We start from the raw sequence: 19,864 nt of genomic DNA, 5'->3' as shown, positions 1-19,864 counted from the left end.
CCATGGAGGGCATCGCGATCCTCGACGAGCTTTTCACGGGCGTTCAGTCCGCGCTCGCACCGCGCGGGCCGAATGCTGAGGGCATCGCGACGCTTTCCTGGATCATGTTCGCGGGCGCCGGCCTCATCTTCCTCCTGGTTATGGCTTTACTTGCTTTCGCGCTCCTCGCGCCGCCGGGCCGCCGCGGTTGGCTCGCCGACCGTCGCATGGTGATCGCCGGCGGCATCGTCTTCCCCGTCGTGGTGCTCTCGGCCTTGCTCGTCTATGGCCTTGCCCTCGCCCGCGGCCTCGTGAGCGTGCCGGGCGAGGCACCACTCGAGATTCATGTGGTGGGCGAGCAGTTCTGGTGGCGCGTGCGCTACGAAGCCGACGACGGCCGCGAGCCGCTCGTCACGGCGAACGAGATCCATATTCCCGTCGGGCGACCCGTGCGCTTTACGCTCACGACCGCCGACGTAATCCACAGCTTCTGGGTCCCGAGCCTTGCCGGCAAGCTCGACATGATCCCCGGCCAGGCGAACAGGCTCGTCCTGAAAGCCGATCGCCCCGGGGTCTATCGCGGGCAATGCGCGGAATTCTGCGGCGCGGCACATGCGCTGATGGCCTTCGAGGTCGTCGCGCATGCGCCGGAGGCTTTCGAGGACTGGCTGAGGGCTGAGCGGCAGCCGGCGCGCGCGCCGCCCACCACCTTCCAGGCCCGCGGCCGCGACCTTTTCATTCAGTCCGGCTGCGGCGCCTGCCACCGGGTGCGCGGCACGTCGGCCGACGGCGATCTCGGCCCCGATCTCACCCATATCGGCAGCCGGCGCTCCATTGCCGCCGGCATCTATCCCAACAATCGGGGCACGCTTGCCGGCTGGATCGCATCGAGCCAGCATCTGAAGCCCAACAACAAGATGCCCTCCTTCCCGGTGTTCTCGGGCGAGGATCTGCGCGCCATCGCCGCCTATCTGGAGGGCCTGAAATGACGGCGGAGACCCGCCAGGAGGAAGAGCCGCAGGCGGAAAAGCGCAAGGGAAGGCCCGAGCCGGATTTCCCGAACACTCTGCCGCGGCCGGAGGGCGAATTCGAAACGCTGAGCCGCGTCTGGCAGCCGCCGCCCGGCTTCAGCTTCGCCACCGTCGTCAACAATACCTATATCGGCATCTTCTATATCGGCACAGCTTTCCTCTTCTTCATCCTGGCGGGGATACTGGCGCTCATCATGCGCAGCCAGCTCGCGGTGCCCGATGCCGGCCTCGTGAGCCAGGGCACTTACAACCAGCTCTTCACCATGCACGGCACCGTCATGATGTTTCTCTTCGCCGTGCCGGCGGTGGAGGCCATGGGTGTCTATCTTCTGCCCAACATGCAGGCGGCGCGCGACCTGCCATTCCCGCGCCTGTCGGCCTATGCGTTCTGGGCCTATTTCTTCGGGGGGCTCGCCTTTTTCTGCAGCCTCTTCTTCCAGGTGGCGCCGGATGCCGGCTGGTTCATCTATCCGCCCTTGTCGAGCACCGAATATTCGCCGGGCATAAACATCGATTTCTGGCTGCTCGGCATCGGCTTCATCGAGATCTCGGCGATTGCGGGCGCCATCGAGATCATCGTCGGTGTGCTGAAGACGCGTGCGCCGGGCATGAGCCTCGACAAGCTGCCCGTCTATTCCTGGGCGATGCTGGTCTTCGCCGGGCTCATCGTCTTCGCCTTTCCGGCCATCATCCTCGGCACGGCCCTGCTCGAACTGGAGCGCGCCTTCGGCTGGCCGTTCTTCATCGCGGAGAAGGGCGGCAGCCCGCTGCTGTGGCAGCATCTCTTCTGGTTCTTCGGCCATCCGGAGGTCTACATCATCTTCCTGCCGGCGGCCGGCATGGTGTCAATGATCGTTCCGACGATCGCGCAGACGCCGCTCGTCGCCTATCGGCTCGTGGTGCTCGCGATCATCGCGACAGGCTTCATCAGCTTCGGCGTGTGGGTGCACCACATGTTCACCACCGGCATCCCACAACTCAGTCTCAGCTTCTTCTCGGCCGCAAGCATGGCGGTCTCCGTGCCGAGCGGCATCCAGGTCTTCGCCTGGATCGCGACGATCGCCGCGGGAAGGGTGAGGCTCACGACGCCGGCACTCTTCGTGCTCGGCTTTCTCTTCATCTTTACCCTCGGCGGCCTCACCGGCGTGATGGTGGGCATGGTGCCCTTCGACTGGCAGGCGCACGACACCTATTTCGTGGTGGCGCATTTCCACTATGTGCTCATCGGCGGCATGGTCTTTCCGCTGTTCGCCGCCTTCTACTATTGGGCGCCGCATGCCAGCCGCAAGCCCTTGTCCGAGCGGCTCGGCCGATGGGTCTTCGGGCTCATGTTCATCGGCATGAACGTGACCTTCTTCCCGATGCACATCACCGGGCTGATCGGCATGCCGCGGCGGGTCTATACCTATCCCGCCGGTCTCGGCTGGGACGTTCTCAACATGCTCTCGACCATCGGCGCCTTCATGATCGCGGCCGGGGTGGCGCTGTTCGTCTACGACCTCATCCGCTCCTTCCGCGTCGGCGAGGACAATGCCGGCAATGTCTGGAACGCCGGCACGCTCGAATGGCTGCCGAGCGGCAACTACGCCAATCGCAGCATCCCGATCGTCACGAGCCGCGAACCGCTTTGGGACCAGCCGAACCTCGCCAGGGACGTGGAGGCCGGCCGCTACTACCTGCCGGGCGCGCCGACCGGTGGGCGCGAGACGATCGTCACGAGCCCGATCACCGCCGAGCCGCAATATCTCGTCCAGATGCCCGGGCCGAGCTGGCCAACGGTGCTGGCGGCGCTCTTCACCGCCGCCTTCTTCCTGCTCCTGACGGTCAAGCTCGTCGTGCCCGCCGTCATCTGCGGCGTCCTCGCCATAGCCATGGTGGCGTGGTGGCTCTGGGACACGGATCCCGGCCCGAGCCAAGCCCCGGTCGACATCGGCGGCGGCATCAAGCTGCCGGTCTATGTCACGGGACCGATGAGCCACTCGTGGTGGGCGATGATCGTGCTGCTGCTCGTCGCTGGCACACTCTTCGCCTGCCTGCTCTTTTCGTATTTCTTTCTCTGGACCGTGCGTCCGGAGGGATGGCCTTCGGCGGCCGACATGCCCTCGCTCGCCCGGCCCGCGCTGGCGGCCGCCCTTTACATCGCAAGCGGCGGGCTCCTCATCCTCGCGAGCCGGCTGCTCGCCCGTGTGCCGGAACGCAGCCCCTGGCCCATGCGGCTCGCCCTCCTCGGTGCGCTCGCGCTGCTCGTCCTCGGCCTGCTCAATGATTTGCATGCTCTCGATGAATCGGGCCTTCGCCCGACCGACAGCGGTTATGCGGCGACAGTCGCCATGATCGCCGGTCTGCAGGGCTTTTATGTCGCCACCCTCGCGATCATGGCGCTCTATACCCTCGCGCGGTCCTTCGCCGGCCGGCTCGACGGCATGCGCCGCGCCACTTTCGACAACACCGTGCTGTTGTGGGTCTATGCGCTCGGCCAGGGCCTGGTCGGCCTGGTCGTCGTCACGTTCTTCCCACGGCTCATAGGAGCGTGAGCCATGGCGACCGCCGGTTTCGTCTCCAAGATCGCGTTCCTGATGGGTGGCTTTCTGGTCTGGGCCGCCCATTTCCTGCTTGTCTACGGCTTCAACGGGCTGGCCTGCGCCCGCGGCTTCGATCGAACGATGCTCCTCGGCGTCGGCACGGTCCCCTTCGTCGTGGGGGTTGCGACATTGATCGCGCTCGCGCTCGATGCGCTGATCTTCGCCGCGGCCGTTGCGGGGCACGGGCCTGGGATTTCCGGCGAGCCGGACGGAAGCCTGCGTCGGTTCTGGCGTTACGTCACGGGAGCAATCGCGGTCTTCTCCTTTGTTGCCGTGCTTTGGGACGGCCTGCCGGCCTTGATCATCGAGCCTTGCGCATAGCGGGGAACACCGGTCGCACGCCGCCCACCGCCGGCTTGATGCGACGGCGCCGGCGGTTTTCCAGGCCTGCAGCTTCGAGGTGCAAGAGCGATGTGGGAGCAAGTTCGATATCTCTCCAGGGGCACCATTGCCGGCTGGTGGGAAGATCGTGCCATGAGCCTCGGCGCGGCGATCGCCTTCTACGCCGTCTTCTCGCTTGCGCCCATGCTGCTGATGGTCATCGCCATCGCGGGGCTCGCCTTCGGACATGATGCCGCCCAGGGAGCGATCGTCCGCGAGCTCGGCGGCCTGATCGGGACTGAGGGCGCCGGGCTCTTGCAGGCGATGATTGCCGACGCCCGCAATTTCGGATCGGGAATCCTCGGCACCATCATAGGCCTCGTCACCTTTCTGCTGCTTGCCACTGGCGCACTCGTCGAGATCCAGGACGCGCTGAACATTATCTGGAAGGCTGGGCGGCCCTCCACTGTCGGGCTCTGGGCCTTCCTGCGTGGCCGCCTTCTGAGCTTTGCGCTGATCGCGAGCCTCGGTTTCCTGCTGCTCGTGTCCCTTCTTGTCGATGCAGCGCTTGCGGCAGCCTCCAACTACCTTGCCGGGGTTTTTCCGGGCGTGGCGACGGCTTTGATCGCCGGCAATTTCGTTCTCGGCCTCTTCTTCGCCGTGCTCTTGTTTGCGCTGATCTTCGCGATCCTGCCGAATGCCCGGCCGAGCTGGCGCGAGGTGCTGTCAGGCGCCGTTCTGAGCGGCATCCTCTTCACCTTTGGGAAATTCGTGATCGGCCTCGTGGTGGGCCGCAGCGGCGCCCTTTCGACCTACGGGGCCGCTGCCAGCATCATGACGATCATGCTGTGGGTCTATTATTCCTCGCAGATCCTGCTTCTCGGGGCGGAATTCGGAAAGACGCTGGGTGACTGGCACGACCGCAGGACAGGATCGTCCTGACGGCGGTCTCATGAGCCCTGGTTGAAGTAAAGAATGACGAGGCCGCCCGCGAACACGACGATGGCGAGGACGGCGTCGTAGCCCATGCGCAGCACCGTCTTGCTCTGCCGCTCGATGAGGCCGACGAGGAATATGCCGGTAAGCAGGACACCGATGAGCGAGGCGATCGCCTCGAACCGTCCGGCTTCCCGAAGAACCGGGCCCTTGAGGTAGAGCGCGTCCGACAGGACGAGCAAACCGATCGTCAGGAGATTCGTCCCGAAGACGTCGCCCAGCGCCATTTCATACCGCTTTCGCCGCACCGCGGCGGTAATTGAGCTGACCTCCGGAAGCGATGTCGCGAAACCGACGAGCACGAGCCCGACAAGCCCCGAGCCGAGCCCGGTCTCGACCGCAATGGCCTCACCCGCACGGGCCAGGAGGAAGCCGGCCACGAGGATGAACGCCGCGGCGAGGCTCGTTCGCATGACGAGCGAGCGCAACGAAGGATGCGCGCTTCGGTCAGCATCGCCGCCCTGCCCTTCCGGATTGGCGTCGCGCGCGTGCCAGGGCGGGCGACGCGCGTAGCGAGATGAGAGCCAGAAGGCGCAGACGCAATAGGCGGACAATATGATCGGCCACAGGCCGACCCAGCCGAGCGCCACGTCGCCGGTGAGCACGGCGACGGCGACCAGCGCCAGCGCGATCATGCCCAGCGCCCCCTGAAGCATCGTCGTCGAGGTGGGCACCGTCGAGGTCAGCGCGGCGCGGCCGAGGACGGCGTCGGCGAAGGCGATGAGCAGGACATTGATCGAGACGCTACCGAGGAGATTGTTGGTCGCCAGCGGTGCGTCGCCGGCAACCGAAGCCGTCGCAACAGCCGCTACCTCCGGCAAGGACGTGATGCCGCCGAGGAGCAGCATGCCCGTGAAAGCTTGATCAAGCCCCGTGATGGTCGCGATCGTATCGAGATAGCCGGTGAGCCGCGTGCCCGCCGCCCAGACCACCACCGCAGCAGCCAGGAAGATGGCGGCAGTCAACCAGAGGCCGAGCCCGGTGAGCTGCAATGCGGCTCTCCTCCTGTGGTGGGAGGCAGCGAGCCGGAAAAGCCCGCCCGCACAGTTCGTTCGAGGCGTGTTCCGCCATGAGCTCGAGCGGAAACCGGATACCAGCTTGGGAACACCGTGCCGATAGCATGGTTCCCATCACTCTGGTCGAGGATCCGAGACGTCGCGGTGCAACCGCCGAAAGGCAACGCCAATCGTGCTGCCGCAAGTTGATATGGTCGCAGCCACGCCCCTGCCCGCGGGGTTTGCATCGCTCTGTGGTTGCGAGGGGCTGCGATGAGTGCGCCGCTGCAGCACCGCGGCCGCTCCCGTGCGCTCTGGGACTACCTTCAGACGAGCTTCTGGTTCGTGCCGGCGGCGCTGGCGCTGGCCGCTGTCCTGCTCGTGCTGGCGAGCCTGTGGCTCGATGCGCAACTCGCTGCCCGTCCCTCCGACGCGGCGCCCTGGCTCGTCTATGTGAGCACGGCAAACGACGCACGGGACCTGCTCTCGACCCTGTTGTCGTCGATGATCCAGATGACCACCCTGGTCTTCTCCATCACCATGGTCGTGCTCACGCTGGCCGCCAACCAGTTCGGCCCGAGGCTCGTGCGCAACTTCATGGCGAGCCCGCAGACACAAGCTGTGCTCGGCACCTTCGTCATGACGATCGTCTATTGCCTGCTGGTACTGGCCTCGATCGGCCGGCGCGGCGGCGCGGGGCTCCTTCCATTCTCGACCGTCACACTCGCCATTGCTTTGACGGTCGTCAGCGTCGCCTTATTGGTATTCTTCCTCCATACGCTCGCCCGCTCGATCATGTCCGAAACGGTCATCGAGCGCGTCGGCCGCGAACTCGACGGCGTCATCGACGATCTTGCTCCTCTGGCGCCCGACGATCCGGTCGATCCCGCCGATGCCTTGCCCAGAGACTTCGACCGGGAGGCGGTCTTCGTCGGACCGGACAAGGCCGGTTACGTCCAGGCGATCGAGTTCGATCGCCTGGAGGCGGTCGCCCGCCGGGCCGATGTCCTCGTGGGCCTCTACTTCAGAGCGGGCGATTATGTCGTGGAGGGCGGACAGGGAATCGGCATTCATCCGCGCGACCGCGTCGGCGACGATCTCAAGAAGGCGATCAGCGAGTGCATCCTGATCGGGGTTCACCGCACACCCGTCCAGGACCTCGAATTCTCCATCCGGCATCTGGTCGAGATCGCCGTGCGGGCTTTGTCGCCGGGCGTCAACGATCCCTATACCGCCGTGGCGGTGCTCAACCAGCTTTCGGCGTCCCTGTCGCGGATCATGAACCGGGCCCTGCCGCCCGGCCTCTTCGCCGATGAGGACGGCAAGATCCGCATCGTCTGCCCGCGCTCGACTTATGCGAGCCTGCTGAAAGCCGGGTTCAGCCAGATCCGCCAGAACGGCGCGGACAAGCCCCTCGTCGTCATTCACATGCTCGAGGCGCTCGCCCGCATCGCTGAACGTGCGAGACTGCCGGTCCAGCTCGATGCCGTCCGGGAGCAACTCACGAGCGTCAGGGCGGCCGCCGAGCACACGATCACGGACCAGACCGATCGTGAGCAGATAGAGCGCCGTTCCACGGCCGCGGAGGACGCCCTGAAGGCTGCGTGGACGGGGGGCATGAATGCTCCTGCAGGCAAAACAGCCTCCTGACCCGAACGCGAGGATTTCAATATTGCAACGTTATAACATTTCGTCTATGTCATCGCCGCCGACGGAATGTCACGGCTTGACCGGGGCGTGAGGTTCGGCCCACCTTGTCGATGTTCATGGGTCGCCGGAGTGATTCTCCGGCGCTAAGAGGGAATCCGGTGCGGCGGCTCGTCCTTGCGGTCGAACGCCCATGCCGGAGCTGCCCCCGCAACTGTAAGCGGCGAGCCGCTGTCGCGACGTGCCACTGACGCCCGCACCGCCTGAGGTGCCCTGCGTTGGGAAGGCCAGACAGCCGGTTTCGACCCGCGAGCCAGGAGACCTGCCCGTGAGCATCGAACGTGTCCTCGGGCGGGGTGTCCCGGCGGATCGCTTTGCTGTCCTGCACGCCGGCTCCCGGCACGGTCCAGCCATGCGAACCTTCGGCCCAAGCCCCCTTTCAGAGAAAAGGGGTTGTCGGTGTCTGTTCTTCTTTATCCTGCAAGCGTCCTTACACCTGCAAGCGTCGTATTCCGTCCATTCCGGCTCGCGCTGGCGGCGGCCGGGCTTCTTTTCCTCGCGCTCGCACCGCAGCAGAGCCTTGCAGCGCAGCCGACGCATTATCCTCTGACGATCGAGAATTGCGGTGCTCCGATCACCTTCGAAAAGGCGCCGCAGAGGGTCGTCTCCATCGGCCAGAGCAGCACGGAAATCCTCTTTTCGCTCGGCCTCGCCGATCGAATGGTCGGAACCGCCGTCTGGTTCGGGCCTGTCCTGAAGCAGTTCGCAAACGAGAATGCCGGGATCAAGCGCCTGGCCGACAACGATCCGAGCTTCGAGGCCGTCGTGGCTCAAAACCCCGACTTGGTGACGGCCCAGTTCGTGTGGCATGTCGGGCCGAACGGGGTGGTGGGACGACCCGAGCAATTCGCGAAGCTCGGCATCCCGACCTATGTCTCGCCGGCGGATTGCGTGAAGGACAACAGCAAGGGCGGCGACGGCGCGCGCAAGACGCCGTTCACCATGGATCTCGTCTACCAGGAGATCCGCGAGCTGGCGCAAATCTTCGACGTCAGGGAGCGCGGCGAGACGCTCATCGCCGACCTGCGGAAGCGGGAGGCGGATGCGATAGCCTCCGTGGCGGGCGAGAAGGCGAAGGACGTCTCCGTCGTCTTCTGGTTTTCCAGCCCGAATGCGAAGGGTGATGCCTTCGTTGCCGGCCGGAACGGCGTGCCCGCCTCCATGATCGGGAAGCTCGGGGTCCGCAACGTCATCACCACCGACGAGGAATGGCCCCTCACGAGCTGGGAGAGCATCGTCGCCGCCGATCCGACCGTCATCGTGATGGCCGAGATGAACCGCCGCCGTTATCCAGCCGACGACCCTGCCGTGAAGCGCGACTTCCTGATGAACGACCCGGTCGTCAGCAGGCTCGATGCGGTCCGCAACAAGCGGTTCATTCTCATGGATGTCGAGGCGATGCATCCCTCGGTCCGCACGGTCGACGGCATCGAGGCGCTGGCGCGCGGCATCAAGTCGTTCGGGCTTTCCCATTGATCCGCGATCCGGTTCTTGGCCGCGGCTGGGAGTTGCAAGCCGTCTTCGTCCTCGCGGGGCTTGGCCTCCTCGCCGTCGCCATCAGCTTTGCGGTCTCGATCGGCGAGATGGCGATCCCGCTCACCACCACCTTCAAGGCGATAGCCAACAGGCTGGTGGACGCCGGCTTCGGGGTTGGCAGGGTTCAGGAAGGCATCATCTGGGACTACCGGCTGAGCCGTGCTCTCGTCGCCGCCTGCTGCGGCGCCGCGCTCGCCGTTTCCGGCGTGATCCTGCAAGCCTTGCTGCGCAATCCCTTGGCCGAGCCCTACATGCTGGGGATTTCCGCCGGGGCGTCGACCGGCGCGGTCGCCGTCATGATCCTGGGGCTCGGCGCCGGCACGCTATCGCTGTCGGCTGGAGCCTTTGCCGGAGCGATCATCGCTTTCGCTTTCGTCGTCCTGCTCGCCGCCGGAGCGGGCGGTGGGCTCGACCGCACGATTCTGGCCGGCGTCGCCGGCTCGCAACTCTTCAACGCCGCAACCTCCTATATCGTCACCAGTTCCGCCAGCGCCGAGCAGGTGCGCGGCGTGATGTTCTGGCTCCTCGGCAATCTCGGCGGCGTGCGCTGGCCCGATGTCCATCTTGCGGCACCGGTTGCATTCCTCGGCTTCGGCATCTCGCTCCTCCATGCCCGCGCGCTCGATGCCTTCACCTTCGGCGGCGACGCGGCCGCCGCGCTCGGCATCCCCGTCAGGCGGACCCAGCTCGTGCTTTACGGCGCGGCCGCCGCCATGACCGCGACGATGGTGAGCCTCGTCGGTTCCATCGGCTTCGTCGGGCTCGTCATTCCCCATGCGGCCCGGTTCCTGGTCGGGCCCGGCCACGGCCGCCTCCTGCCAGCGGCATTCATGATGGGGGCGGTCTTCATGGTCGTCGCGGATATCATCTCGCGAGTGATCATCCCGCAGCAGATCCTGCCGATCGGCGTGGTCACGGCCCTCTTCGGAGCGCCGGCCTTCGCCGTCATCCTCTACCGCGCGAGGCGCCCGTCATGAGCATAGCCGCACGAGACGTGAGATGGAGTGCTGCGGGGCGGATGATCGTCGACGGCGTTACCATCACCGCGGCGCCCGGCAGCACGCTCGGCCTGATCGGGCCGAACGGCTCCGGCAAGTCGAGCCTCCTGCGCCTGATCTGCGGGCTGAGGCGCGTCGCGAGCGGTATCGTCACCCTCGGCGAGACCGACATCGCGCGCCTGTCGCGCGCGGCCGTCGCACGACGCCTCGCCTTCGTGGAGCAGTTGGCCACCACGGAGGCCCAGGTGACGGTGCTCGACATCGTCCGCCTCGGGCGCACGCCGCACCGCGGCCCGCTCTCGCCTTGGACAGAAGCGGACGACGAAGCCGTCGAAAACGCGTTGCGCCAGGTCGGGCTGGAATGCAAGCGGCATCAGCTCTGGCACACGCTCTCCGGCGGCGAGCGCCAGCGGGCCCAGATCGCCAGGGCGCTGGCTCAGACGCCGAGCGAACTCCTGCTCGATGAGCCGACGAACCACCTCGACATCCAGCATCAGCTCGAGATCCTGTCGCTCGTCCGGCGGCTGCCGGCGACCAGCATCGTCGCGCTGCACGACATCAATCTCGCCGCCATGTTCTGCGATGCCGTCGCCGTCCTTCGGGAGGGGCGTGTCGTCGCAGCCGGCCCCCCCAACGAGATCGTTACCGCGCCGATGATCCGCGACGTCTTCGGCGTGAGCGCCCAGGTGGAGCGGTCACGACACAATGGCAGGCCGCATGTTCACTTCCTGGTGGAGTGAGCTCCTCCAGCATGCCTTCATGGCAGCGGCATCCAGCGCCGAGCACCGCGCGAGCGCGGCGATCTCGGCATCCGCTCCCTGCCATCTCGCCTGGCCGCCGGGTCATCTCCGCCTTCGACTTGCAGGGGGTCCGCTGCTATAGAGTGCGACGATATCCGTCGCGAATTCTGCTCGCGCCGGACGAGGAATGTGCAGTCGTCAAGGAGGCGCGGCGCGCCGGTCGCTTTCCATCGAGGCAGAGGGTGCCAGCTTGCGCGCGAATGGGGTCCCCGCGGCTCGCTTGAACGACCGCGGGCCTGCGCTAGCTACCCCTCTGACGCGAGAGACAATACCGTTGCGGACGGCCGCTGACGCCGGTGAGACAGAGGAGTGAGAAATGGGTGAGCGAGACGACAACCCGAAGCTTGGTGGAGACGAAAAGGTCCTCACCAACAGACAGGGTCATCCCGTTACCAACAATCAGTCTCAGCGCACGGTGGGCAGCCGCGGCCCGGCCACGCTGGAGAACTACCAGTTCCTGGAGAAGATCACGCATTTCGATCGCGAGCGCATCCCCGAACGGGTGGTCCACGCGCGCGGCTTCGTCTGCTACGGCGAGTTCGAAGCGAGCGGCAAGATCGGCGACGAGCCCGCGTCCAAATACACCCGGGCGAAGCTCTTCCAGACGGCCGGCAAGAAGACGCCGCTCGCCATCCGTTTCTCGACGGTCATCGGTGGGCGGGATTCCTCCGAGGTCGCCCGCGATCCGCGCGGTTTCGCGGTCAAATTCTATACCGAGGACGGCAACTGGGATCTGGTCGGCAACAATCTGGCTATCTTCTTCATCCGCGATGCCATCAAATTCCCGGACGTGATCCATTCGTTGAAACCGGACCCGGTGACCTTTCGGCAGGAGCCGAACCGGATCCTCGACTTCATGAGCCAGACGCCGGAATCGATGCACATGCTGACGCATCTGTTCAGCCCGCGCGGCATTCCGGCGAGCTACCGGCACATGGAAGGCTTCGGCGTCAACACCTACAAGATGGTGAATGCGCAAGGCGACACGGTGCTGGTGAAATATCATTTCCACCCGCGCCAGGGGATCGCGAGCCTCACCCAGGAAGAGGCCGAGAAGGTGCAGGGCAAGGATTTCGGCTCGGCCTCGAAGGACCTTTTCAAGGCGATCGAGCAGGGCGACTATCCGCAGTGGGACCTGTATGTCCAGATCATGGACGACCATGATCATCCGGAACTCGACTGGGATCCGCTGGACGACACCAAGATCTGGCCCGAAAAGGACTTCCTGCTGCGCCATGTCGGCGTCATGACGCTCAACCGGAATGTCGAGGACTTCTTCAACGAGAACGAGCAGATCGCCATGGGCACGGGCGTGCTGGTGGACGGGCTCGACTTCTCGGACGACAAGATGCTCGTCGGGCGCACCTTCTCCTATTCCGACACCCAGCGTTATCGCGTCGGCACCAACTATCTGCAGCTGCCGGTGAACCAGGCCAAGAACGCCACGGTGCACACCAATCTGTCCGGCGGCACGATGTCCTATCGCCGGGAGATCGCACCCGGACAGAACCCGCACGTCAATTATGAGCCCTCCATCCACAACGGCTTGCATGAGGCAGGGCGCGAGGAGCCGAACAATGCGCCGGAGATCCGGGGCAAGCTCACGCGCAGCGTCATCGAGCGGCGGAACGACTATGTGCAGGCGCGCGGCCGCTACTGCACCATGATGGATTGGGAGCGCGACGACCTGGTGCTCAACATGGGCACGATGCTCGGTCAGTGCGAGCGGGATGTGCAGGAACGGATGCTGTGGCACCTGTTCCTCATCCATGACGACTACGGCAAGCGGGTGGGCGAGATGATCGGCATGACGGCCGACGATGTTCGTCACCTCGGGCCGCTTCCCAAACAGGTTCTCACCGAGAACGACCAGCGCCGGCTTCAGAACCTCGGCAATAATGGCGACGGGATCGACCCGACGGTCTGGGGCCAGTGGACGAGCTCGGTGAAGAACCTGAAGGTCACGGCTGAGGACGTGCTCTCCGGCAAGCTCCCATCCGCCGGTGACCAGCGGCAGGCCGCGGAATAGAACCAAAGAGCGCGAGCTTCGCGTTGGCTTCGGCCCGCCGCCCGACAAGCCGGGTGGCGGGCTCAGACTGCAGGGGTCGAGCGAGCGAAAAGCCTCTTGTCGAGAGCACGCGGGTGGGCGGCTCTTCGGCTGGAAATATGTGACGTCATGCGCTATATGACTATCTAGATGGTCAGGAACATGACGATGGACGCGATCAATCTGGCTGATGCCAAGGCACATTTGAGCGAGCTCGTGGACCGGGTCGAAGCTGGCGGTACGGTCGACATCACCCGGCGCGGCAAGCCGGTCGCACGGCTCACGGCCGTAGCGAGACCCCGCAAGCGGATCGACATGGCCATGCTCCAGGCGCTGACCGCCGCCATGCCGGCGCAGGTTGAGGACGCCGCCGATCTGGTGCGATCGATGCGGGACGGCGACCGCTACTGATGCTCTATCTCGATACATCGCTGATCGTCGCGGCGCTGGCGGCCGAAGCTGCGACTGCTCGCGCCCAAAGCTGGCTGGCAGAGCAGGACCCGGAGCAGCTTCTGATCAGCGACTGGACCCTTACCGAGATGTCGTCCGCGATGGCGATCAAGCTCCGGACCAGACAGATCACGCTGGAGCAGCGCGCCTCGGCCTTGGCGATATTCAACAAGCTGGTCGTGGAGAGCTTCACGGTCCTGCCGGTAACCGGCGGGCATTTCCGGACGGCGGCGAAGTTCGTCGATCAGCATTCACTTGGACTCCGCGCGGGCGATGCGCTCCACCTCGCCACAGCCTCGGAACACGGCGCCACGGTGCACACGCTCGATCAGCGGCTTGCCGCAGCCGGTCCTCTGCTCGGCGTGCCCACGCAACTGCTGGCATGAGCAAGACTTGGCGCCACCCTGCCGATGACGCGCAGCGCGCCGACGGCCGGTGGGACTGACACGATCATCGCGAACCTCGGTGGCGGCCTAGATCCGGCGAACAAGTCTTGACCCGAACACCGCGGGAATTGCGGATGTCCGTCCCTGCAGCCGAACTCTCGCGGGCCTGCACGGTTATGTCTCTGCTGGACCGGCGTGGCTCTGGGCGAAAGGATCGGCCTCCGACATGGACCCCTATATCGTTGCTCTCATCGGGTCCGGCATCCTGATCCTCCTGACGGCCTGGTTGCCGATGATTCTTAAGGAAGCGCCGCTGTCGCTTCCCATCGTCTGCGTGGGCATCGGCGCGCTCTTCTTCGCCTCACCACTTGCTTCGGAGCTCGTCCCGCATCCGCAGGAGCATTTGCCGATCGTCGAACGGCTCACCGAGTTCGTCGTCATCATCTCGCTGATGGGGGCCGGCTTGAAGATCGACAGGCCCGTGCGCTGGCGAAGTTGGATCATCACATGGCGCTTGCTCGGCATTGCCATGCCGCTGACGATCCTCGGCCTCGCGCTATTGGCCCACGGACTGCTGGGCTTCGGCATTGCGACGGCCCTTCTGCTTGCCTCTGTCCTTGCGCCGACCGATCCCGTGCTCGCGAGCGATATCCAGGTGGGCCCGCCGGACTCGGGCGAGGATGGCGAAGTCCGCTTTGGGTTGACTTCGGAAGCCGGCCTGAACGATGGCCTGGCCTTTCCGTTCGTGCATGCCGCCATCGCGCTCGCTTTGGTGAGCGGGTCGGGCGAACCCTGGTTCCTCGATTGGCTATCGGTCAGCGTCCTTTGGAAATTGGTCGTCGGCCTGGTCGTCGGCGTCATCACGGGTCGGGCGCTCGGATGGCTCCTGTTTCGTCTCCCCCACCGGGCGAAGATTTCGCGAACGGGCGACGGCTTTGTAGCGCTCGCCATCACTTGCCTGGCCTATGGCCTTGCCGAGATCGTGGGAGGCTATGGCTTTCTCGCCGTATTCGTCGCCGCGCTGGCCCTGCGCGCCGCCGAGCGCCATCACGACTTCCACGAGAAGCTGCACGATTTCGCCGAGGAGCTCGAACGCTTGATGATGATGGCGCTGCTCGTCGGATTCGGTGGAGCCTTGGCATCCGGCGTTCTCCTGCGCGCCCTGACTTGGGAGGGGGTGGCATTCGGGATCGCGGCCCTGTTCATCATTCGTCCCTTGAGCGGCTGGATCGGCCTTACAGGTACAGGCCTGCCCAATAACGAAAAAGCGATCATCAGTTTCTACGGCATCCGCGGAATCGGCTCGGTCTACTATCTCGCCTATGCGCTCCAGCACGGATCCTTCGAAGCGCCAGAAGTCCTCTGGAGCACGATCGCCTTCATCATCGTGGTGTCGATCCTGCTGCACGGGGCGACGGTCACCCCCGCCATGCGCTACCTTGATCGGCGGCGTGACGCGAAAGTCCGGCAGGGCGAGGGCGGAACATCTCGCAACAGGAGATGATCGGTCCTTAGATAGATCCCGATTTCAGCGATGAGAGTCCGATTGCCCAGCATGTCCAAACTTCGCGTAACGCTGCGAAGCCTGTATTTCGGACGCAACAGGCGCGCGCGCCGCTTCCGCTACGGGCTCGTTGTCCTCGACGTCGTCACCATCGCCGTGTTCATCGTCGCCGCATCCCTGACGGATGAACGATGGGTCATTCCGGTCGATTTTCTGATCGGAACCGTGCTGGCGGTGGAGTTCGCCGCGCGCCTCTACGCCGAGACCCATCGAACCAAATATCTCCTCACCGTCTCGACGATGGCCGATCTTGCGGTGATCGCATCGCTGTTCCTGCCGGCCTTTCTCGAGAATCTCGCCTTTTTGCGGATCGTGCGCGCCTTGCGGCTGTTGCGGTCCTACCAGCTCTTGCGTGACCTGCGCGCCGATTCCCCCTGGTTCAGGCGTTATGAGGACGTAATCCAGAGAACACTCAACCTCGGCGTCTTCATCTTCATCGTGACATCCTTCGTCTACGTCACGCAAAACGACATCAACGCGGAAATCACCAGTTACATCGATGCGCTCTATTTCACGATCACCACACTCACCACGACCGGCTTCGGCGACATCATACTGGTCGGCCCAGGCGGGCGACTGCTCGCGGTCATCATTATGGTCGTCGGTGTCGCCCTCTTCCTGAGGCTTTTGCAGGCCGTCTTTCGACCCAACAAAGTTCGCTTCGAATGCCCCGACTGCGCCTTGCAGATCCACGATATCGACGCCGTCCACTGCAAGCATTGCGGGCGCATCCTCGCCATACCGACGGAGGGGGCGGTTTGAAGCGCGCAAAGCGCTTTGGCGCGATTCAGAATCCGCGGCTCTTTTGGTGGACGCGAGCAAGCGCCAGCTGTTGTCCCGGCCGTTCTGCCACCGGTATCGGCCCGTCGTCACTTCGGATCGCGGACGCCTCCCGGGCCCGGACTGTTGTTCTGCAAGCTCGCCGCATTCGTGAACTGCCTCAGGAAATCGACCGGTATCGGGAAGACGATCGTCGAGTTGCGCTCGCCCGCGATACTCTGGAGCGTCGAGAGATAGCGCAGCTGCATGGCCTCGGGTGCCCTGGCCAGGCTCGTAGCGGCTTCCACGAGTTTCTCGGCAGCTTGCTGCTCGCCCTCGGCATCGATGATGCGGGCCCGCCGATTGCGCTCGGCCTCCGCCTGGCGGGCGATGGCGCGTACCATGCTCTCGTCGATATCGACATGCTTGATCTCGACATTGGCCACCTTGATGCCCCAGGCGTCCGTCTGGTGGTCGAGGATCTCCTGGATATCGCGGTTGAGCTTGTCGCGTTCCGCGAGCATCTCGTCGAGATCGTGCTTGCCGAGCACGGAGCGCAGCGTCGTCTGGGCGAGCTGGCTCGTCGCCGCCATGAAATTCTCGACCTCAATGACCGCCTTGTCGGCCTCGATCACACGAAAATAGAGCACCGCGTTGACCTTCACCGAAACGTTGTCACGCGAGATCACGTCCTGGCTCGGCACATCGAGCACGAGCGTCCGCAGGTCGACGCGCACGAGCTGCTGGACGAAGGGAATGAGGAGGATCAGCCCCGGCCCCTTGACGCCCGAAAAACGGCCCAGGGTGAAGACCACCGCGCGCTCGTATTCCCGCATGATGCGAATGGTCGACGCCAGGATGAGGACGACGAGCGCGATGAGAACAATGTAAGGCGTATAGGCGATCATGATGCTTCACCTCCGGATGGTGTCTGTCCTGCGTCGGGTTCGACGACGAGCGTGAGACGGTCGCGGCCGACCACGCGTATCCATTGGCGTGGGACCAGCGGCACGCGTGAGCGCGCCGCCCAACGCTCGCCATGGACACGCACGTATCCTTCTGGTCCGTTCCACTCCAGAACCTCGCCGGGGGCGCCGACGAGACCCGTGTCGCCGGTGACGACCGACCGACGATGCGCGCGGACGGCCGCCGCCATCGCAATCGCGAGAAAGCCCGCACTTACCCCGGTCGCCGCTACCACCACCGGCCAGGACAGCGCAAATCCCGGCACATCGCGGTCGAACAGGAAGAGAGACCCAAGGCCGAAGGCGGCAGCCCCGCCGATGCCCAGCACACCGAAGGAGGGCACGAAGGCCTCCGCCGTCATGAGCGCAATGCCGAGCAGCAGCAGCGCCATGCCTGCATAATTGATCGGCAGGAGATTGAGCGCGAAGAAGCCGACGAGGAGACTGATCGCACCGATCACGCCGGGAGCAACTGCACCCGGATTGATGAATTCGAAGATCAGTCCATAGAAGCCGAGGAGCAGTAGAATATAGGCGATATTCGGGTTGGTGATCGCGGCGAGGAGCTGGGTGCGCCAATCAGGCTCCATGGCAACGAGGGTCAGCCCCGCCGTCGCGAGGCGCTGCTCCTGGTCGCCGATGCGCACCGTCCGTCCGTCGGCCTTGGTGATGAGGTCTTGAAGGTCGGTGGCGATGAAATCGACCACGTCCTGTTGAACAGCCTCGGTCGCCGGCAAGCTCGCCGCCTCACGCACGGCCTTCTCCGCCCAGGTTGCGTTGCGGCTGCGCAGTTCGGCCAGACCCCGGATATAGGCGACGGCGTCGTTGACCGCCTTGGCCTCCGACGCATCCCGCGGAGTAGCGGGCGGGCTCCCTTCCTTCTCCGGCTCCTGCGAGCCACCGAACGGCTGCCGGCCACCGCCGAGCTGCACGGGAGTCGCTGCCCCGAGATTCGTGCCGGGCGCCATGGCGGCAATGTGGCTTGCATAGAGAATATAGGTGCCGGCGCTCGCAGCTCGCCCGCCGCTTGGGCTGACATAGGTCGCGACCGGCACAGGCGAGGCGAGAATATCGCGGATGATATCCCGCATGGCGCTGTCGAGCCCGCCCGGCGTGTCCATGCGCAGGATGACCAGAGCGGCACTGCGCGCGACGGCTTCCGACAGGCCGTGTCGCAGATATTCCGTCGTCGCCGGGCCGATGGCTCCCTCGATGTCGAGGACAATGGCCTGGCGCGGGGCGCTGCGCTGATCCTGCGCCATGGCGACGAAGGCGAGGTTGAATAGTGCCAGCGCGGCCAGCCAGCCTGCTATCGATCGTCGCCTCGGGTGCCTGCGGCTGGTCATGGTCGACTCGCTTCGAGCAGCATCGGGCTCGCCGCGGCTCGGCACAGCCCCTCTCAGAGCCTACCTCTTAGGGACGGCATAGGCGATGCCGCGATCACCGATCTTACTGCTGAACGAGCCGTGACGCCGGCCGCGACGAATAGATGCCGAGAAAGAGTGGCCCTTGTCGACGAGCTCACGATTTATGCGTGGCGAACACATCGCGTGATCGGCAGCCGCACGGCGCGAAGGGCTGGACCTATTCGCCCAGGACGATGCGATAAGGTCCGACCGCGGCCTCGACGATGTTGAGATCACCGTCCCATAGCAGGTGCGATGCGTGGAAGACGCGGCCGTGCCGGGCGAGCGGATCGGCCATGATCCTGCGTGGATTGCCGCAGGCCATGCGCAGCCCCTCGCGGGGCGTCGCAATCTCCATCGCCACCACATTCCGCAGTCCCCGGTCGAGCTGCAGCGCCGAGCCGGCAAGGTAGCGGCTGCCGGGCTGACGGACGCTGCCGTCCGGCGTGAGCTCGACCTGCATGCCCGCGAACGGATGCAACCCCGGCCGCGCCGCGGCTGCCGCCGTCGCGTCGGTCACGAGGACGGCTTGGGCCACTCCCTTGGCCCGGATCATCGCCTTCAGGGCCGGACGAGGCACATGGATTCCGTCGGCGATAAAGGTCGCGGTTAACCGATCTTCGGCGAGCTGGGCGAAGAGCGGGTTTGCAAGCTTTGGCAACTGCTGTGGCAAGCCATTGCCGAGATGCGTCGACAAGGACAAGCCGGCAGCCACCGCCTGGGCGAGGCTTTCGTCGTCGGCGCGCGAATGGCCGATGGCCACGCGCTTGCCCCGCGATGCCGCCCATTCGATGAACGCGATCGCCCCCTCCACTTCCGGCGCGATCGTGACGAGAAGGATCGGTCGCGAGAGAGATTGCTCGATCTCCTCGACCAGCGAAGGCGACGCCGCGATCATCGCCGCAGGCGGGTGGCAACCGGCATAGCCGTCGGCCGGATTGAGAAACGGGCCTTCCAGATGGTATCCTGGAACCATCCATGGACCGAGCCGGCTCGCCGCGACAGCCTCGTCGAGTGCACGCAGGCGGGCGGCCAGGGCGTGGCGGTCGGCCGTGATGATGGTCGGCAGACAGCCTGTGACGCCGCTCGCGAGCATGGCGGCGAGCGCGTAATCGAGCGCTTCGGCGGTCAAGCCCTCATCATTGAAATCGATGCCGGCGAAGCCGTTCACCTGCAGGTCGACGAGCCCCAGCGTGTCGCGTCTATCGGGAAAGCCCGGCTCGCCCGCGATCGCCGGACCGGGCTGATCGCGCCATTGCGTATCGGCGAGATAGTCGCGGACCTCGATGCCGTCGTCGAGCCGCAGGGGCTCGCGTGCGCGCTCACCTAGGCGGACCATCGC

Annotated in this window: 17 protein-coding genes and 1 riboswitch; of the genes, 13 read left to right on the top strand and 4 right to left on the bottom strand. The window is 65.2% G+C overall.

The window, feature by feature from the left end; genetic code table 11:
* Positions 1–2 precede the first annotated feature (2 nt).
* The 4 genes from coxB to ACFQU1_RS09970 all read left to right on the top strand — a co-directional run bounded on the left by coxB (position 3) and on the right by ACFQU1_RS09970 (position 4,855).
* Positions 3–968 carry a cytochrome c oxidase subunit II gene (coxB, locus tag ACFQU1_RS09985; RefSeq protein WP_378131937.1) on the top strand — a complete coding sequence of 322 codons (966 nt, stop codon included), beginning with the start codon at positions 3–5 and terminating at the stop codon, positions 966–968.
* Positions 965–3,544, top strand: coding sequence for a cytochrome c oxidase subunit I (ctaD, locus tag ACFQU1_RS09980; RefSeq protein WP_378131935.1), 2,580 nt, complete (start codon positions 965–967; stop codon positions 3,542–3,544). The genes coxB and ctaD overlap by 4 nt, the downstream gene beginning before the upstream one ends.
* A 3-nt stretch (positions 3,545–3,547) precedes the next feature.
* Complete coding sequence (locus ACFQU1_RS09975; protein ID WP_378131932.1) at positions 3,548–3,913, top strand: hypothetical protein; 366 nt, start codon at positions 3,548–3,550, stop codon at positions 3,911–3,913.
* Between the two features lie 90 nt (positions 3,914–4,003).
* Positions 4,004–4,855: a YihY/virulence factor BrkB family protein gene (locus tag ACFQU1_RS09970; RefSeq protein WP_378131930.1), complete on the top strand. Its 852-nt coding sequence runs from the start codon at positions 4,004–4,006 to the stop codon at positions 4,853–4,855.
* An 8-nt stretch (positions 4,856–4,863) separates the two neighbouring features.
* Here the strand turns inward: ACFQU1_RS09970 and ACFQU1_RS09965 are convergent, their stop codons facing one another.
* Entirely contained in the window at positions 4,864–5,901 is a 1,038-nt protein-coding gene (locus ACFQU1_RS09965) for a sodium:calcium antiporter (RefSeq protein ID WP_378131928.1), read from the bottom strand.
* A gap of 276 nt (positions 5,902–6,177) precedes the next feature.
* Between ACFQU1_RS09965 and ACFQU1_RS09960 the strand changes: the two genes are divergently transcribed.
* The 9 genes from ACFQU1_RS09960 (at position 6,178) to ACFQU1_RS09920 (ending at position 16,154) form a co-directional block, all read left to right on the top strand.
* A complete protein-coding gene (locus ACFQU1_RS09960; protein ID WP_378131926.1) occupies positions 6,178–7,554 on the top strand; it encodes a DUF2254 domain-containing protein in 1,377 nt (458 codons plus the stop codon).
* A gap of 101 nt (positions 7,555–7,655) precedes the next feature.
* Positions 7,656–7,896, top strand: a riboswitch (cobalamin riboswitch).
* A gap of 186 nt (positions 7,897–8,082) precedes the next feature.
* Positions 8,083–9,087: an ABC transporter substrate-binding protein gene (locus ACFQU1_RS09955; RefSeq protein WP_378132106.1), complete on the top strand. Its 1,005-nt coding sequence runs from the start codon at positions 8,083–8,085 to the stop codon at positions 9,085–9,087.
* Positions 9,087–10,124 carry a FecCD family ABC transporter permease gene (locus ACFQU1_RS09950; RefSeq protein ID WP_378132104.1) on the top strand — a complete coding sequence of 346 codons (1,038 nt, stop codon included), beginning with the start codon at positions 9,087–9,089 and terminating at the stop codon, positions 10,122–10,124. Before ACFQU1_RS09955 ends, ACFQU1_RS09950 begins: the two co-directional genes overlap by 1 nt.
* Entirely contained in the window at positions 10,121–10,885 is a 765-nt protein-coding gene (locus ACFQU1_RS09945) for an ABC transporter ATP-binding protein (RefSeq protein ID WP_378131924.1), read from the top strand. The genes ACFQU1_RS09950 and ACFQU1_RS09945 overlap by 4 nt, the downstream gene beginning before the upstream one ends.
* Positions 10,886–11,261: 376 nt before the next feature.
* Complete coding sequence (locus tag ACFQU1_RS09940) at positions 11,262–12,974, top strand: catalase (protein ID WP_378131921.1); 1,713 nt, start codon at positions 11,262–11,264, stop codon at positions 12,972–12,974.
* Between the two features lie 186 nt (positions 12,975–13,160).
* Positions 13,161–13,403, top strand: coding sequence for a type II toxin-antitoxin system Phd/YefM family antitoxin (locus tag ACFQU1_RS09935; RefSeq protein WP_378131919.1), 243 nt, complete (start codon positions 13,161–13,163; stop codon positions 13,401–13,403).
* A complete protein-coding gene (locus ACFQU1_RS09930) occupies positions 13,403–13,828 on the top strand; it encodes a type II toxin-antitoxin system VapC family toxin (RefSeq protein ID WP_378131917.1) in 426 nt (141 codons plus the stop codon). Before ACFQU1_RS09935 ends, ACFQU1_RS09930 begins: the two co-directional genes overlap by 1 nt.
* A gap of 226 nt (positions 13,829–14,054) precedes the next feature.
* A complete protein-coding gene (locus ACFQU1_RS09925; protein WP_378131915.1) occupies positions 14,055–15,332 on the top strand; it encodes a cation:proton antiporter in 1,278 nt (425 codons plus the stop codon).
* Between the two features lie 51 nt (positions 15,333–15,383).
* Positions 15,384–16,154, top strand: a complete 771-nt coding sequence (locus ACFQU1_RS09920; protein WP_378131913.1) for an ion channel — start codon at positions 15,384–15,386, stop codon at positions 16,152–16,154.
* Between the two features lie 107 nt (positions 16,155–16,261).
* Here ACFQU1_RS09920 and ACFQU1_RS09915 read toward each other — a convergent pair whose 3' ends face one another.
* From ACFQU1_RS09915 to ACFQU1_RS09905, 3 genes are all read right to left on the bottom strand, one after another.
* Positions 16,262–17,059: a slipin family protein gene (locus ACFQU1_RS09915; protein ID WP_378131911.1), complete on the bottom strand. Its 798-nt coding sequence runs from the start codon at positions 17,057–17,059 to the stop codon at positions 16,262–16,264.
* On the bottom strand, positions 17,056–18,462 hold the full coding sequence (locus ACFQU1_RS09910; protein WP_378131908.1) for a nodulation protein NfeD: 1,407 nt from the start codon (positions 18,460–18,462) through the stop codon (positions 17,056–17,058). The genes ACFQU1_RS09915 and ACFQU1_RS09910 overlap by 4 nt, the downstream gene beginning before the upstream one ends.
* Positions 18,463–18,700: 238 nt before the next feature.
* Entirely contained in the window at positions 18,701–19,861 is a 1,161-nt protein-coding gene (locus ACFQU1_RS09905; protein WP_378131906.1) for an N-acetylglucosamine-6-phosphate deacetylase, read from the bottom strand.
* Between the last annotated feature and the right edge of the window lie 3 nt (positions 19,862–19,864).

Source organism: Chelatococcus sp. GCM10030263 (assembly GCF_042666455.1).
GTDB lineage: Bacteria > Pseudomonadota > Alphaproteobacteria > Rhizobiales > Beijerinckiaceae > Chelatococcus.
The sequence above is the reverse complement of the archived record's forward strand: the minus strand, read 5'-3'. Positions and strand labels throughout refer to the sequence as shown.